Genomic DNA, 14,635 nt, shown 5'->3' with positions numbered 1-14,635 from the left:
TATACTGATAAACTGGTAAATGATACAAGATGAAGACAGTTGGTATTAAATAATAATTGTGACACGTAGAAAAGATTGATAAAAATGAATAACTAGCAAAATATAGCCCTAGATACTTATCGAATGCCAATATCTTAGGGCTGTTTTCGTGTGCGTATAAGACTGAAAGTGTTCGTATACGACGTAGATGATTCTTATTCAAACGATTTTAATTTAAATAGGAAAAAATTACGTATAGTAATAATGAATGAAGTAGATGGGGTTAAATAAATAGAAGTGCAAAGAGAAAATACCATCAAGTACTACATTAATAATAGACAGCCATCACTTATCTAATTGAAAGGACAAAAATTATGGGATTAATCTATTCAGCAATCGAATCTTCTAACTTAATGAGTAATATGACCACTAATTTATCACTTGCTCGGACAACGATCGATCAACTACGAACAGGGAGCCAACAAATTGTTCAGGCAGTTGACGGAAAGACACTCTCTGGGGCGGCTTATCAAGCCGGTAAAGGACTGTTTTCTGAGTTGATTATTCCTACGATCAATCGGGTAAACACTGCGGTACAAGGGATTCAGACAGACTTGAATATTTACTCCGCCGCGCATCAAATTGTTGCTAGTGAAGGATACTTGGATGAAGAGAATTTAAGTGGACAGATTCGTGCTAAATCATTTGCTAAACAATCGATTGAAACCCATGCGCAGACAATCAGGCACATCGCTAATACAAGTATCTTACCAGGCATCACAGAAATGCTGACCGATTTCCATCGCAACCTGATGAGAATGTCAGACAGTCTGCAAGAAGACATCTATAAGTTGCAACGCAAACAGCAAAAACTCAATGCCTTTAACTCTCAAACCAGTGGACTGTTCAACAACAGTCTACTGGAATTAAAACTCGCTATGCAAAGTGTCTTAGTCCTGAATCAAACTACCGTAAAGGCAGATGGAAGTTATGTATTGCCGAAAGGAGTGGATGGGAGTTGGTTTGAGAAGTACCAACCAAACGGACAAGTTTTGTTGGAAGAATCTTCAAATAATGCCTACTTAGAACTGTATGCGGAGATTGAAAAATTGGTCCAACCCCTGAAAGAAGGGAAAACCGATGCAGTCAAACGGTTCGAAATGTTGATCAAAAATTATCCTGATGCATTGATAAACAAGCTGGCATCCAACGATGAATTTTGGATGCTTACCAATTATCTACCTTCAGGGATGAAAACTAGATTATTTAGCTTTCTTACAAAATATGAAATGTTCGGTAAAACTGTTGCTCAAGGGAAATGGATTCCTAAAATCGATACGATAGGCAAAGCTTATCAAAATTTCACTAAATTTACCTCGCCCGTAAAAACCTACGTCAGCGAAGGGTTGAAGAACTCCCACTTGATACAAGGAGCTAAAAAATGGGGTATCGCCAAAGGAATAGGAACAGCAGGCCAAGTAGCTACTTATGCACAATTAGGTGTGACATTTGTTTCAAGTGCAGTAAATGAGTATGGAAAAACAGGTAGTGTAGGAAAAGCAGTAAAGGGCGGAGGGATTGATATGGTTAAAAGTATAGGACCGTTGGAGGGGATGACTATAGGAGCGAAAATTGGTGGAGTTGTGGGGACTATTGTACCCGGAGCAGGTAATGCTACTGGTGCTTTTGTGGGCTGTGTTGTTGGAGGGCTTTTTGGGTTAGGAAATTCAATTGTACAGTCAGTATGGCCCGACAGATATGATAAATGGAAGAATTCAGTTTATCAAAAAGAAGATAATGGAAAAAGTAAAAATAAATTAGAGTTGGATAATTTAAAGCTAAGAAGTACAAACTGGAATGTTATTGCTTCTGGAAAACCTTTTGGTAAAAAAATGAAGTCTGTATATATACCTAGTTATAGAGGAGTATCACAATGAATATCAAAAGATTTTTTTCAGCTACTTTTGAGGAAAGTTTACATTTAGAAGATGATCGTTTTGTTAAAGATTTGTATGCTGGTATTAAGATACAAGAGCAAGAGAAAAGAAAACTTCATCCTCTATTTCAATTAATTATTTATATACTTATGATTTTACTTATCTATGGATTGTACTACTTAATTAATTCATGGATGGAGACTGAAGTGTTACATCAATTATTTAGGGAACCAAAAGTTAATTTTGTTTCAATGACTATTTTTTGGTTTGGTTTGTTGATATTTTTAGTAATTAGTATTTTTATGATCACTAAAATGAATGATGGAACGAGATTTTACTTTATTTTTATTAATTTAAATAACTACATGATTTGGCTGATGCTAAGCATAAATTTGTTCTTCATTACATTCTTTATCGAACCACTTACGATTTTCGGCATACTTATTTTAATTTTGTTTCAGATTTTAAGTGGTTATATCATTTTTGAGAAAAAATTGTATCGTCTTGCTAAACAATTATTCGGTAACCACGATTCAAAAAATCATTTTTCAAAATTTATTGAAAGAATAATCACATTTTGCTATAAACTTGGTGGAATCTTTTGGGCAATAATAATACTTTTAAATTTTATTTTTCCTAGTGGACTAAATGATTCCTCGGATATTACTACTATTTCAAGTACTGTAATAATGTGGATGATTGTAAATATCAGTTTTACTGCAGCAGAGGTGCATATTTCCTTTCCGTATTTATTGTATGGATACTATAAAAATAAGTTTCAAGAAGAGTATCGTGATTGGGAAGGAAAGACGCAACTTGAATGGTATGGAGAAAAATATTTCAACAAGCATATCAAAGGAACAGCCAAAGAAGTGAATGAGAATAAATAGCCCAAACCCTTGGTCTCAACGTCTAACTAAATGTAAATTTTGGCTTGGATAGTAAAAATAAATCGACTGAAAATGATAGATCTTTCCTTTTTCTAATGAATAACGTATGAAATTTTTGCATGATTTTTAACAAATTTTTGTCCTTTTACCTTACACTTATATGATAGGAATGCCTATCAAGAGCTTTGTTTTATTAAAATAAAAAACGTTAGATAAATCAACGAATGTTACAGTGTCATCAGTTTTTTATAATATAAATGAATGGCATTTTAAAAAACAGAAAATAATATATTTTTGTTGAAAGTAAGGTGTTTTGTAGCTCTTTTCGCTTGATTTTCGTATATCTTTTATGAAATCCATATGTTAAAGTATTGGCGGAGATACTTTTGTTGGTATAGCTAAAAATTTCCAAAAGATAAATGATTGAATAAAAGTAAATTTAAAAATAAATAGCCGATTAGATGTCAGGGAAAGAGGTGAAAGTCCTCTACAGAACTACCTACTGTAAGGTGGATGAAACCAATAGGACCACAGATCATTCTGGAAGGGTTGGGAGTAAAAGGAAGCCAAGTCAGGAGACCGGTTTAACGGCAATCATGTTCTTTTGTAGGAGAAAGATCAAGCGTTTTTTTGTATAATCAATCAAACTGTCTTCTCTTGTAAAAGGAAAGGCAGTTTTTATTTACTTTTAAAAAAAAAGTTGTTTGGTAAGAGTACGGAAATGAAAGGGCTATCGTAAACAAAGTGATCACTGGGAAAAGTAAAAATGAGTCAAGGAAAGTGGGAATAGATGATGAAAAAATTATCGAAATTAGTTGCTGTGTTGGGATTGAGCGTAGTCTTTGGGTTAAGTGCTTGTACAAATAATAATAATCAAACAAGCGGAACAGCAGAAACAACAACAGCTTCAGAAGTTGCTCTACCAACAAAAGATCGTGGTGGCGAAGAAATCGAGATTCCAGAAGAAGTAGATAAGATGGTTTCTCTAGTACCTTCAGTAACACAAGTGATCGATGATCTAGGACGTAAAGATCAATTAGTAGCTGTTGACACACAAAGCCCAGCAATGACGAAAGATATCGATGAGTTGCCACAAATCGATATGATGGCTGTGGATGCAGAAACATTGATTTCATTGAACCCACAAGTGATCTATGTTTCAGATATTAGTCTACATGGCTCTGAAAACGTTTGGTCACAAGTAAAAGATGCAGGAATTACTGTCGTAAATATTCCAACTAGTAATACCATTGAAGATATTGCTTTAGATGTCCAATTTATCGCTGACACTTTAAAAGAGCATGAAAAAGGACAAGAATTAGTCGATACAATGAACAAAGAAATCGATGAAATCAAAGAAATTGGTGAAACGATTACAGATAAGAAAAAAGTATTATTTGAAATTAGTGCATTACCTGAAATCTACAGCTTTGGTAAAGGCGTTTACTTAAATGAAATGATCGAACTCGTCGGTGCAGAAAATGTATTTGCAGATCAAGAAAGCTGGATTCCAGTAACAGAAGAAGCTGCGATTGCTAGCAAGCCAGACGTGATTTTGACAAACGTGAATTACTTGGATGATGCAGTACAAGAAATCTTGGATCGTGAAAGTTGGAAAGATGTGCCAGCGGTGAAAAATGAAGCGGTATACTATATCGATAACGCTGCGAGTTCTTTACCTAACCATCACATGACAAAAGCTTTAAAAGAAATGGCTTTAGCAATCTACCCTGATGAATACAAATCGTTGGAAAATGAATAAACAAAGTCGGTTGCTGATAGCAGTTGTCTTAAGTATCATCGTAGTATTCTTTGGGATCAAAATCGGAAGTGTATCCATTCCTTTTGATACCTTGATCCAAGCATTATTTTCAAGAGGAGACAAACAGCTAGATGCAACGATCGTCACCATTCTTTGGCAGGTTCGCCTGCCGAGAGTGGTCTTGGCGTTTCTTGTAGGTGCTGCGTTGGCTGTGAGTGGAACAGTCATGCAATCCCTTTTAGGCAATCCATTGGCTTCTGCCTATACGCTAGGTGTGTCATCAGGGGCATCACTTGGCGCTGCGTTGATTATTGTCTCAGGGATCACTTTGCCATTGTTCCCGAATTTTACATTACCTCTGACAGGCTTTATTTTTGGTTTAGCAACTGTTTTTATTGTTTTGATGATGAGCCAAAGATTGGATCAGCAATTATCGAATCAAACAGTTATTTTAGTGGGAATGGTCATGACTTTATTTGTGGGCGCGATGTTAACGATCGTCACAGCATTGTTCAAAGACCATTTACAACAGTTAGTCTTCTGGCAAATGGGTAGCTTTTCAGGAAGTACTTGGGCAAAAATCCAAATCTTTTTACCCATTTTACTGATTGGAACAATCACTCTTTGGTTCTCTGCTAGAAGTTTAGATGTGTTATCTTTAGGTGAAGAAGAGGCGCTAATCTCTGGTGTAGATGTCCGAACGATCAAGCTATGGGTGATGGTCCTTGCGGCTTTGCTTGCAGGAAGTGCGGTTTCATTTGTCGGTGTGATCGGATTTGTTGACTTGATTGCCCCTCACGTCATCCGCCGTTACTTCGGCGCCAGCCATCGGTGGGTCATTCCAGGAGCAGCACTGTTAGGTGGCAGTATGATGGTCGTCGGCGATACGATTTCTCGAACGCTATTATCTCCCCAAGAAATACCAATAGGCGCTGTCACAGCATTGATTGGTGCGCCCTTTTTTGCCTATGTTTATTTCAAACGAAAGTGAGTGTTTACAACTATGAAAGATATTTATCGAAGCCCTTATGAGGCTTATCCATTTTTAGCAGACGATGCAGATGATTTACGCTGCGATTATGAATTACACACCGATCGTTTATCTTCAGAAATCGGGCTATTACGCGCAAAGGGTGAAGATTCTCCTTTTTACGAAGAGTTAGAGAAAATCGGTGAATTGGTTTACCATGCCAATGCGTGCGTACGTACAAAAATGACGATCACGCAAGAAGAAATCGACTGGTTAAAGAGTCGTGTCGATGAATTGAATGCGGAAAGAACAAACCAAAGAGGACCATTCTTCTTACCTCAAGGAAGTGAACGAGGTGCGTTGGCTCATATCTTGCGTGTCGATTGTAAAGTAATCGTTCGTTTGTTGTACCGCCATCTTTATCAAGGGAAAAAAGTCGATTCAGGTTTGCTAGACTTTTTCAATTTATTGTCGGGTTATTTCTTCATGGTTGCGCTGAAATTCAACCGAGAAGACGACGTAGCAGAAATTCCTTTTGTCAGCAGAAATTACCGCTAAAGGAGGAAAAGTGATGACCTTGAAGCTATCGCAAGTCACAGCTGGCTATGGCTCAGTAAAAATCATCAAAGAAGTCTCCTTCGAGCTGAACAAAGGTGAGAACCTATGTATCCTAGGACCTAACGGCTGTGGCAAGACGACCGTATTGAAATCAATTGCGGGCATCCTTTCCTACGAAGGATCGATCACGATCGATGGAAAAGAAGTCCGCACGATGAAGCGCAAAGAAGCTGCACGCAAAGTTGCTTTACTCAGCCAGTTTTCAACTATTGCCTTTGATTACACCGTCTATGAAACCGTCATGATGGGGCGATATACGCACATCAAACAAGGACTATGGTCAGTCACCACAGCAGAAGACCGAGAAAAAGTCATGGAGTGCCTGACACTAACCAATTTGTTGGAATTGAAAGACCACCCCGTCAATCAACTTTCCGGTGGCCAAAAGCAACGCGTCTTCCTAGCTAAAGTACTAGCCCAAGACCCAGATATCTTATTACTAGACGAACCCAATAACCATCTCGATATCAAGCACCAACTCGAACTCATCGGCTATTTAAAAGACTGGGGCAAGAACCAAGACAAAACAATCATTGGAGTCTTCCACGATATCCGCTTAGCCCTTTCTTTAAGCGACCAAGTCTTGTTCATGAAAGCAGGCCAAGTCATCAAACAGGGCCCATTTTTGGAAACAGCTTCAAGAAAACTACTTAAAGATATCTTTGATGTAGATCTAGTGAAGCATTTTCAGGAACAGAGTGAGATTTGGGAGAAGTTGGGGGAAGGGTTATTGTAAATTACTAATAATTATAGAAATCCTGAGATTAATTGTATTAAATCTCAGGATTTCTTATTTTATATAACGATTATAATAGATCAAACTTTGTATTTATTTGAGTATATTCATTATTGGAATAACTTTATTTATATTTTCAGTTATTAGTTATTTATTTTCTTTGACACACCTGGATTTTAATATTCGTTATTTAATTATTATTTGACGATATAAACCCTTCTTATAAGTATTTATCTATATATATTATTAGTTTTAAAAATCCAATAATATGGTATTATTATATTATAATATGATGTAAGGGATGTTTTTTTATTGATATACAAAGGAGAAGTTTATGAATTCAGAAATACATAATGTTAAACCATTTTTGAGATGGGCCGGAGGAAAAAGCTGGCTGAAAAAACACTTGGATACAATTGTCGGAGATTTGCATTTCAATAACTACTTCGAACCTTTTTTAGGAGGCGCTTCCATTTTTCTGGCCATTCAACCAAAAAAACAAATTTTTTTATCTGATTTGAATGAGGAATTAATGAATACTTATTGTGTAATAAGAAACGAACCAAACGCTGTAATAGAGGAATTGAAAAAATATGAGAACACAAAAGATTTTTATTATAAAATGAGAGAACAAAATTTTAATGATGAAATTTTATCTGCTGCGAAGTTTATTTACTTAAATAAAACATCTTTTAATGGAATATACCGAGTGAATAGAGATGGCGGATATAATGTACCGTATGGTTACAGAGCTAATTACATAATTGAAGAAGATAATATTTTAAGAGTTAGTAAACTGTTGAATGGAGCAATTTTGGAAACTAATGATTTTATGTCCATTAGTAATAAGATTCAAAAAAATGATTTAGTTATACTGGACCCACCGTATACAGTTTCACATAATCATAATGGATTTATTAGTTACAACCAAAAGTTATTTTCTTTAGAAGATCAATATCGGTTAAACGAATTGATCAATTTGATAAAAAAGAAAGAAGCTTATTATATTCTAACGAACGCTGCTCATGAGAAAGTGTATGAAATATTTAATAATAAAGATGATCTTACATATCCTCTGACAAGAGCAAGCTTGATTGGTGGTAAAAATGCAAATAGAGGCAAGATCAAGGAGTATGTCTTTACTAATATAAAGGAGAGTTGAGCATGACTGGAAAAGATTTCTCGATATTAACAAAGGAAGAATTATTAGTAGAAAAAAGAGAAAGAAAAAGAGAGTTTAATACTAAGAGTGTTCCGCTACCAGATGTAGCTTCTTTCGTGGAGGAGGGATGGATTATTGATAGGAATTTCAAAAAAACATCTCGTTTAAAAAGAAGTAAGCTTAAACAAGAGTTGTTTATTAATAAGTTATGGCTACTATTTTACGATATGGGATTCAATGAAATCAGTAAAACCTCAATAAATATTGATGGGCTAGAGGTAGATATAGTGTCTTCTGATGATGAAACACTATTATTTATTTTTACTAATTTTAGTGATAAAAAGCAGAATAAGAAAAGTTTATTAAATGAGATAAAGCAAATTAATGAGCATAAGTCCTCCTTGATTAAGTGGGGGAGAGGTAATTTTCCAGAAAAAAAGAAAAAATGTGCATTTATTTTTGCCACACAAAATTATATACTACCAGATCAAGATACTTATTTTATGGAAAAATATGGAATAACTTATTTCGATGAAGAAACGTTTTTATACTATAAAGGTCTATCCACTCACTTAGGTAAAGCATCGAGATATCAATTCCTAGGTCTTCTTTTCTCTGGACAAAAAATACAAAGCATGGATAATAAAATACCGGCTATAGAAGGAAGAATGGGTGGACATAAGTACTATTCTTTTTCGATTGAGCCAGAGAAGTTGTTGAAAATTGCATACGTGTTACATAGGAATAATGCCAACAAAGACATGATGCCTACTTATCAAAGACTTATAAAAAAGGATCGAATCAAGGCAATTAGAGAATTTATTTCTGAGGGTGGTTTCTTTCCTAATTCATTAATAATTAATTTAGACACAAATGGGAAAAAACTAAGATTTGATATGAGTGGGAATCAAGTTGAAGAATCAATATCAAAGATAGGGATATTACATCTTCCACAATTATATCGATCTGCTTATATTATTGATGGTCAACATAGATTATATGGCTATTCTAATCTGACTTTTTCAGAGTCTAATTCAATTCCTGTGGTGGCATTTGAAAACCTTAATAGAAAAGAACAAATTAAGCTATTTATGGATATAAATGAAAATCAAAAATCTGTATCTAAAAATCTAAGAAATACTTTAAATTCTGATCTTCTTTGGGAATCTAATTCCTTAAATGAAAGAAAAACAGCATTAAAATTAGTGATTGCTCATAGGTTAGGCGACGATAGAAGCTCTTCTTTGTATGATCGAATTTTAGTTGGTGAAAATTCAAGAACAGACTATTGTTCAATCACCATTGACTCTATAAAAAATGCATTAGATGATTGTTCTTTTTTTGGAGAATACAGTAGAAATAATGAATTAATTAGTATTGGTACTTTGGATAAAGAGAGTAATAAAGAAACTTCAGACATAGTTTTTAATTATTTAAAGGAGTGTTTGTGGTACGTAAAATCTCAAGTTGGAGATAATTGGGAAACTACTGAGAAAGATAAGATGTTTATTGTAACTAATCCTGGAATATATAGTTTGATACGTATTATTGATGATATAACTAATGATTTAATGGCGAGAAGTCTCATAAATTTAGATCAGATTCAAAAAAAAGAAAATCTTAACTTGGTGTTCGACTATTTAGACTATTTAATCGATTATTATAAATCTGTTACTCTAGATGAAAGAAAAAAAATAAAAAAAAATTATGGTGGAGGGGGAAAAATCAAGTACTGGCGAACACTACAGAAGGAAATAAATAAAAGATGTGAAAGTTTTTGTCCTGAGGGAATGAATAAATACTGGGAAGAAAATGATATGAGATATAATGATGCTTCCTATAATATGATACGGGATATAGAATTATATATAAAGGGAGATTGCAAAGAAAAGCTTAAGAATGAATTTGGCGATGTCTGGTTTAAAAAAGGATTACCAAAGAAAGTATATCAGGATGCAAATTCTCTAGCAGTGGAAAAAAATTACGACAAGAAATCTGGAGAAGAAGTTTCACCTTGGGACTGTCTCAATTTTATTAATTATAGAGAAATTGTTCTAAATAACTGGCAAAATATTTTTGAAAAAGATTACACTTTGCCAGAAGATAAGAAGAAATCCGGAAAAAAAACAGATAAAACCAAATGGATGGAGAAAATATCTAGAATTAGAAATGAGCAGTTTCATCAGTACTCAGTCACAGAGGAAGAGTTTCAATTTTTAGAAAAAATTCATACATGGCTATTACAAGGCAATAAATATAGACAATTAGGTTTTTAATACTATCAGATTTATAAAATTAGATATTCATATTGTTGTTCTATTAAAAAACAATAGAAAACCGCTGAACAGCCCCTTTCCCTCTAGCTGTCCAGCGGTTCCTTCATTTATCCACTATCCTCACCGACCCCCAAATATTCAACTCCGGTACGATCTGTTGATGGATGATCGGTTCGTCTGGATGATTGATACGATGTAACAAGGTTCGGATGGCGAGTTGGCCCATGAATTCCAAGTTGGTGGCAACGTTGGTCAAGCGTGGGATCGCCATGCGTGTGAATTCTGTTTCGTCAAAACAAATGATACTGATGTCATCTGGTATTGTATAGCCAGCGGATTGGAGATAGCTGTTGAGCATGAAGGCTAATCCGGAATTGACACAAAACCAAGCGTCGGGCATTTGCTCGATGCTTTTTAAGCGACTGAACAAAGCGCCTTGGGACTCCTCGATTTCGGTGATCTCGATTTCTGGCTCTTGTGAGATGCCGTGTTCTGCCAAGGCGCGATGGTAGCCCCGGTGGCGTTCGAGGTAGCTTGGCGAAAAGGAGGTGTCGCCGATGAAGCCGATTCGTTTCATGCCATTCGCAATGAGTAATGAAATGGCTTGGAACGTGCCGTCGGTATTTTTGGACAAAATGGCATCCGCGAGTAATTCTGGATCGTGATGATCAATCAAAGTTACGGGGATTCCTGTAGCAATCACTTGTTTTATGTAGTCATTGTTACTATGAGAAAGCACTAAAATACCGTCATATTCATTGATGTGTTCTGGCAGGATCATTTGTTGTAGTATTTCATCGGTTAAGGTATACGTGTCTAATTTGATATGTGCGCGTTGTGCGGCAGATTCTGCGCTTTTCACGATTTCGCCGAAGAAACTTGTTTGGGAAAAGGCAAATTCGGTTGCCATCAAAAGAAAGCTCATGGTGGTGTCTTCTGTGACGGTCTGGTAACGATAGCCTAATTCGTCGGCTTTATTTTTTACTAATTGTTTGGTTTGCTGGCTGACGCCTGGTTTGTTTCGTAGTGCTTGCGAAACGGAATTTTTAGAGATTCCTAGTGCATCAGCGATGTCTTGCATCGAAGCTTTTTTCATAAGTTCACCTAATTTCTCGTAATGTTTACATTGATTATAACATAGTACATCTAAAATAATCACCTATAAAGATTACAAATGTAACTTTGTAATGTTAATTACGTAATGTTGACAAACGTAATTACGGATGGTATGATTGGCGCAGTTATAAGAAACCGTTTACAAACCAAGGAGGAAGATTCATGAAGATGAAGAAAATATTTTTGGGACTTACGACTGTATTAGCAGGAACTGTTTTACTTGCGGGCTGTGGCAATCAATCAACGAGTGGGGATTCCGGCTCAGATGATGGGAAAACGAAAATCACTTTTTGGGCGGCACCTAATCCGACGCAATTGAGATATTGGCAAGAAATGGCGACAGAATTCGAAGCACAAAATGACGAGATCACAGTCGAAGTGACCCAGATGAAAGAAAGTCCATCTTCTGAAGCGACGATCCAAAGTGCAATTGCATCGAATACAGCACCGACGTTGTCTGAAAATGTGAACCGTAGTTTTGCGGCACAATTGGCGGCCAGTGAAGCGATCTTACCATTGAATCAACAAAATGGATTTGATTCGATCGTGGAAGCAAGACATATGAATCAAACGATTGAAAGCTGGAAATTTTCTGACGATAGTCAATATGTATTACCAGTGTATTCAAACCCGATTTTATTTGGTTGGCGCATTGATTTACTAGAAGAACTTGGCTTTTCTGAGGTTCCAAAAACGTATTCTGAATTGTTAGAGGTTGTAGAAAAGGTTCAGGAAACAGATAAAGCATTATGGGCGAAAAGAGACTTGTCTGACCCAACAGCTTGGATGCGTTGGTTTGATTTCTTTCCGTTGTACAATGCGGCGAGTGAAGGTGGCAGTTTTGTAGAAAATGAGAAGTTTTCTGTGGATGAGGCTGCAATGACGAATGTATTTGAGTTGATGAGTCAATTAGCAGATGCGAATGTTTTGCGAACAGGGGAAGCGACTGATCCGTTTGAAAATGGGGATAGTATCATGACTGATCTTGGTCCGTGGACATTCCCGAATTGGGACGAAAAATATCCTGAGTTGACGTTTGGTGAAAACTACACAGTGACGACACCTGTTGTGCCTGATGCTTTAGCAGATGTGGAAGAAGTTTCGACTTACGCAGATGCGAAAGGGATCGTGATGTATGCGCAAGCGACAGAAGAAGAACAGGCAGCTGCGATGGCGTTCTTAGAATTTGTTTATTCGGATGATGAACATGACATGAAGTTACTAGAAATGACGTCATTGATCCCTGCGAGAGACGATGCGAAAGAAAATGAAATTTTTGCTGCATACTTTGAAGAGAATCCAGCGATGAAAGTATACGCAGAAAATGTTCCGTTTGCTGTCCCGGCAATGGATAATGAAAAATTCAATGAGATTCAACAAGCTTTTGGTGAACAAGCGTGGGTACCAGTGATTCGTGGAGAAAAGGATGCGAAAACTGCAACAGCAGATGCCAAATCAGCGGTCGAAGGGGCGCTTCAATAATGAACAAAAATACAAAGTTGGGCTGGTTATTTACCAGCCCATACCTGATTTTTACTGTCATCTTCTTTTTATTACCGCTTTTATGGTCGTTTTGGTTAGCGCTGACAAGTTGGAATATGATTTCACCAACGGTTGAATTTGTTGGTTTCAAAAATTTTATTGATGCGTTTCATAGTCCGGCGATTCGAGCAGCATTTGTGGTGACCTATAAATTTCTACTGGTCTTTGTTCCGATGGCTTTGATTTTATCGATGACGATTGCGTTGCTAGTGAATAGTTTGCCTAAGTTTAAAGGCTTGTACATGGTAGCGTTCTTCTTACCTTATCTTTCGAGTGGGGTCGTGACCTCATTGATCGTGAAAGGATTGCTTTCGTACAATGGCCCTTTTAATACGTTTTTACGTACGAGAATGGGTTGGGATATTGATTGGTTGGGTAATCCTCAGACGTCGATTTTTATTGTTTCACTGATGATTGCTTGGAAGATGTCTGGCTATTATGGGTTGATCTTGATTTCTGGTTTGGGAAATATCAATAAAGAAGTCTATGAGGCTGCGGCGATCGATGGCGCAAGTGCATGGACGCGTTTTTGGAAGATCACGTTTCCCATGCTTTATCCTGCATTTTTTACAGTGACGGTGCTTGCTGTGGGGATTAGTTTTGGGATCTTTACGGAAGTGTATCAATTGACTGGTGGCGGGCCGAATTTTGCTACGAATACGTGGCAAATGGAAATCTATAATCAAGCATTTGTCAATCTTCGCTCGGGGTATGCTTCAGCAGTCGCGTTAATGGCTTCAGTGGTGACGTTTGCTTCGATTGGTGTGATTCGTAAACTATTAGAAAAATGGGGGGAGAAAAATGGTTGGTCATAAACGGACAAAAGGCAAAAATACGATTCTTTATCTTGTAACCACCCTCGTGATGCTGATCATGACGTTTCCTTTTGTGTACTTAGTCATGCATTCTTTTGCAGTTTGGGATCAAGTGGATCGTCGCATTATCCCGACAGATTTTAGTTTACGTTCTTGGACGTGGCTTTTCGGAGGTTCACCGACTTCTGCGGATGTTCCGTGGTTGGGGGCTTTTGTCAATACGACGATCGTGGCGACGGTAGCAACTGTTTTAATGATGTTGTTTGCTTTGATGGTCGGTTATGCGTTGGCAAAGATCGAGTTTAAAGGGAAAAAATTAGTAAACAATTTTATACTTTTCCAAATGTTTTTCCCAGCAATCATTTTACTGATCCCTCAGTTTTTAATGGTGACGAGAGTGGGGTTACTGGATTCATATGCAGGAATGATTATTCCTACAGCGATCAGTTTATGGGCGATTTTTATGTATACGAACTTTTTCAAAGCGATTCCCAATACATTGATTGAAGCGGCGAAGTTAGATGGTGCGACGGAGATGCAAGTCTTGTTCAAAGTCGTTTTACCGATGTCCAAATCGATTACGACGGTGATTTTCTTGTTCTTATTTACGGATCGTTGGACGAATTTATTGTGGGATATGATCGTATCGAAAAGTGATAGTACAGTGACGTTGAATGTCTTGATTTCGCAAATGTTCGGCCCGTATGGCACGTTTCCAGGACCGATGTATGCGGCGTCAGTATTGTTGACTTTACCATTGATCGTTTTGTTTTTGATTTTCTCAAAACGATTCCAAGATGGTATGCAATTTACATTGAAGTAAGAGGACAGA

At 36.7% G+C, this 14,635-nt stretch carries 12 protein-coding genes and 1 riboswitch; of the genes, 11 read left to right on the top strand and 1 reads right to left on the bottom strand.

Annotated elements, in window-relative coordinates:
- Positions 1-353: 353 nt before the first annotated feature.
- The 8 genes from IGK77_RS11985 to IGK77_RS11950 all read left to right on the top strand — a co-directional run bounded on the left by IGK77_RS11985 (position 354) and on the right by IGK77_RS11950 (position 10,330).
- Positions 354-1,916 carry a hypothetical protein gene (locus tag IGK77_RS11985; RefSeq protein ID WP_074799800.1) on the top strand — a complete coding sequence of 521 codons (1,563 nt, stop codon included), beginning with the start codon at positions 354-356 and terminating at the stop codon, positions 1,914-1,916.
- A complete protein-coding gene (locus IGK77_RS11980) occupies positions 1,913-2,806 on the top strand; it encodes a hypothetical protein (protein ID WP_074799801.1) in 894 nt (297 codons plus the stop codon). Before IGK77_RS11985 ends, IGK77_RS11980 begins: the two co-directional genes overlap by 4 nt.
- Positions 2,807-3,220: 414 nt before the next feature.
- A riboswitch (cobalamin riboswitch) is annotated at positions 3,221-3,408 on the top strand.
- Between the two features lie 191 nt (positions 3,409-3,599).
- Positions 3,600-4,568, top strand: a complete 969-nt coding sequence (locus tag IGK77_RS11975; RefSeq protein WP_074799943.1) for an ABC transporter substrate-binding protein — start codon at positions 3,600-3,602, stop codon at positions 4,566-4,568.
- Complete coding sequence (locus IGK77_RS11970; RefSeq protein ID WP_074799940.1) at positions 4,561-5,559, top strand: FecCD family ABC transporter permease; 999 nt, start codon at positions 4,561-4,563, stop codon at positions 5,557-5,559. The genes IGK77_RS11975 and IGK77_RS11970 overlap by 8 nt, the downstream gene beginning before the upstream one ends.
- A 12-nt stretch (positions 5,560-5,571) precedes the next feature.
- Positions 5,572-6,096, top strand: a complete 525-nt coding sequence (locus IGK77_RS11965; RefSeq protein WP_074799802.1) for an ATP:cob(I)alamin adenosyltransferase — start codon at positions 5,572-5,574, stop codon at positions 6,094-6,096.
- 13 nt (positions 6,097-6,109) lie between these two features.
- Positions 6,110-6,892 carry an ABC transporter ATP-binding protein gene (locus IGK77_RS11960; RefSeq protein WP_074799803.1) on the top strand — a complete coding sequence of 261 codons (783 nt, stop codon included), beginning with the start codon at positions 6,110-6,112 and terminating at the stop codon, positions 6,890-6,892.
- Positions 6,893-7,226: 334 nt separating this feature from the next.
- Positions 7,227-8,054 carry a DNA adenine methylase gene (locus IGK77_RS11955; protein ID WP_065097080.1) on the top strand — a complete coding sequence of 276 codons (828 nt, stop codon included), beginning with the start codon at positions 7,227-7,229 and terminating at the stop codon, positions 8,052-8,054.
- Positions 8,055-8,056: 2 nt separating this feature from the next.
- Positions 8,057-10,330, top strand: coding sequence for a DGQHR domain-containing protein (locus tag IGK77_RS11950; protein WP_438713210.1), 2,274 nt, complete (start codon positions 8,057-8,059; stop codon positions 10,328-10,330).
- A 103-nt stretch (positions 10,331-10,433) separates the two neighbouring features.
- On the opposite strand, the gene IGK77_RS11945 is transcribed toward IGK77_RS11950, so the two are convergent.
- Positions 10,434-11,426, bottom strand: coding sequence for a LacI family DNA-binding transcriptional regulator (locus tag IGK77_RS11945; RefSeq protein ID WP_074799805.1), 993 nt, complete (start codon positions 11,424-11,426; stop codon positions 10,434-10,436).
- Between the two features lie 182 nt (positions 11,427-11,608).
- On the opposite strand from IGK77_RS11945, the gene IGK77_RS11940 reads away from it, so the two are divergent.
- Genes IGK77_RS11940 through IGK77_RS11930 form a run of 3 tightly spaced genes read left to right on the top strand, consistent with a single transcriptional unit; the run spans position 11,609 to position 14,626 of the window.
- Positions 11,609-12,928, top strand: coding sequence for an ABC transporter substrate-binding protein (locus tag IGK77_RS11940; RefSeq protein ID WP_074799806.1), 1,320 nt, complete (start codon positions 11,609-11,611; stop codon positions 12,926-12,928).
- Positions 12,928-13,803, top strand: a complete 876-nt coding sequence (locus tag IGK77_RS11935; protein WP_065097084.1) for a carbohydrate ABC transporter permease — start codon at positions 12,928-12,930, stop codon at positions 13,801-13,803. Before IGK77_RS11940 ends, IGK77_RS11935 begins: the two co-directional genes overlap by 1 nt.
- Entirely contained in the window at positions 13,790-14,626 is an 837-nt protein-coding gene (locus tag IGK77_RS11930; protein WP_074799807.1) for a carbohydrate ABC transporter permease, read from the top strand. The genes IGK77_RS11935 and IGK77_RS11930 overlap by 14 nt, the downstream gene beginning before the upstream one ends.
- The last annotated feature ends 9 nt before the right edge of the window (positions 14,627-14,635 follow it).

The sequence above is a fragment of the Enterococcus sp. DIV0806c genome, from assembly GCF_051710905.1.
Lineage (GTDB): Bacteria > Bacillota > Bacilli > Lactobacillales > Enterococcaceae > Enterococcus_B > Enterococcus_B mundtii.
The sequence above is the reverse complement of the archived record's forward strand: the minus strand, read 5'-3'. Positions and strand labels throughout refer to the sequence as shown.

What these genes read in the sequence shown, in the direction of transcription:
- IGK77_RS11970 (WP_074799940.1), top strand. Translation starts at nt 4,561, where the DNA reads ATGAATAAACAAAGTCGGTTGCTGATAGCAGTTGTCTTAAGTATCATC.
- IGK77_RS11985 (WP_074799800.1), top strand. Translation starts at nt 354, where the DNA reads ATGGGATTAATCTATTCAGCAATCGAATCTTCTAACTTAATGAGTAAT.
- IGK77_RS11980 (WP_074799801.1), top strand. Translation starts at nt 1,913, where the DNA reads ATGAATATCAAAAGATTTTTTTCAGCTACTTTTGAGGAAAGTTTACAT.
- IGK77_RS11945 (WP_074799805.1), bottom strand. Translation starts at nt 11,426, where the DNA reads ATGAAAAAAGCTTCGATGCAAGACATCGCTGATGCACTAGGAATCTCT.
- IGK77_RS11950 (WP_438713210.1), top strand. Translation starts at nt 8,057, where the DNA reads ATGACTGGAAAAGATTTCTCGATATTAACAAAGGAAGAATTATTAGTA.
- IGK77_RS11940 (WP_074799806.1), top strand. Translation starts at nt 11,609, where the DNA reads ATGAAGATGAAGAAAATATTTTTGGGACTTACGACTGTATTAGCAGGA.
- IGK77_RS11960 (WP_074799803.1), top strand. Translation starts at nt 6,110, where the DNA reads ATGACCTTGAAGCTATCGCAAGTCACAGCTGGCTATGGCTCAGTAAAA.
- IGK77_RS11955 (WP_065097080.1), top strand. Translation starts at nt 7,227, where the DNA reads ATGAATTCAGAAATACATAATGTTAAACCATTTTTGAGATGGGCCGGA.
- IGK77_RS11930 (WP_074799807.1), top strand. Translation starts at nt 13,790, where the DNA reads ATGGTTGGTCATAAACGGACAAAAGGCAAAAATACGATTCTTTATCTT.
- IGK77_RS11975 (WP_074799943.1), top strand. Translation starts at nt 3,600, where the DNA reads ATGAAAAAATTATCGAAATTAGTTGCTGTGTTGGGATTGAGCGTAGTC.
- IGK77_RS11965 (WP_074799802.1), top strand. Translation starts at nt 5,572, where the DNA reads ATGAAAGATATTTATCGAAGCCCTTATGAGGCTTATCCATTTTTAGCA.
- IGK77_RS11935 (WP_065097084.1), top strand. Translation starts at nt 12,928, where the DNA reads ATGAACAAAAATACAAAGTTGGGCTGGTTATTTACCAGCCCATACCTG.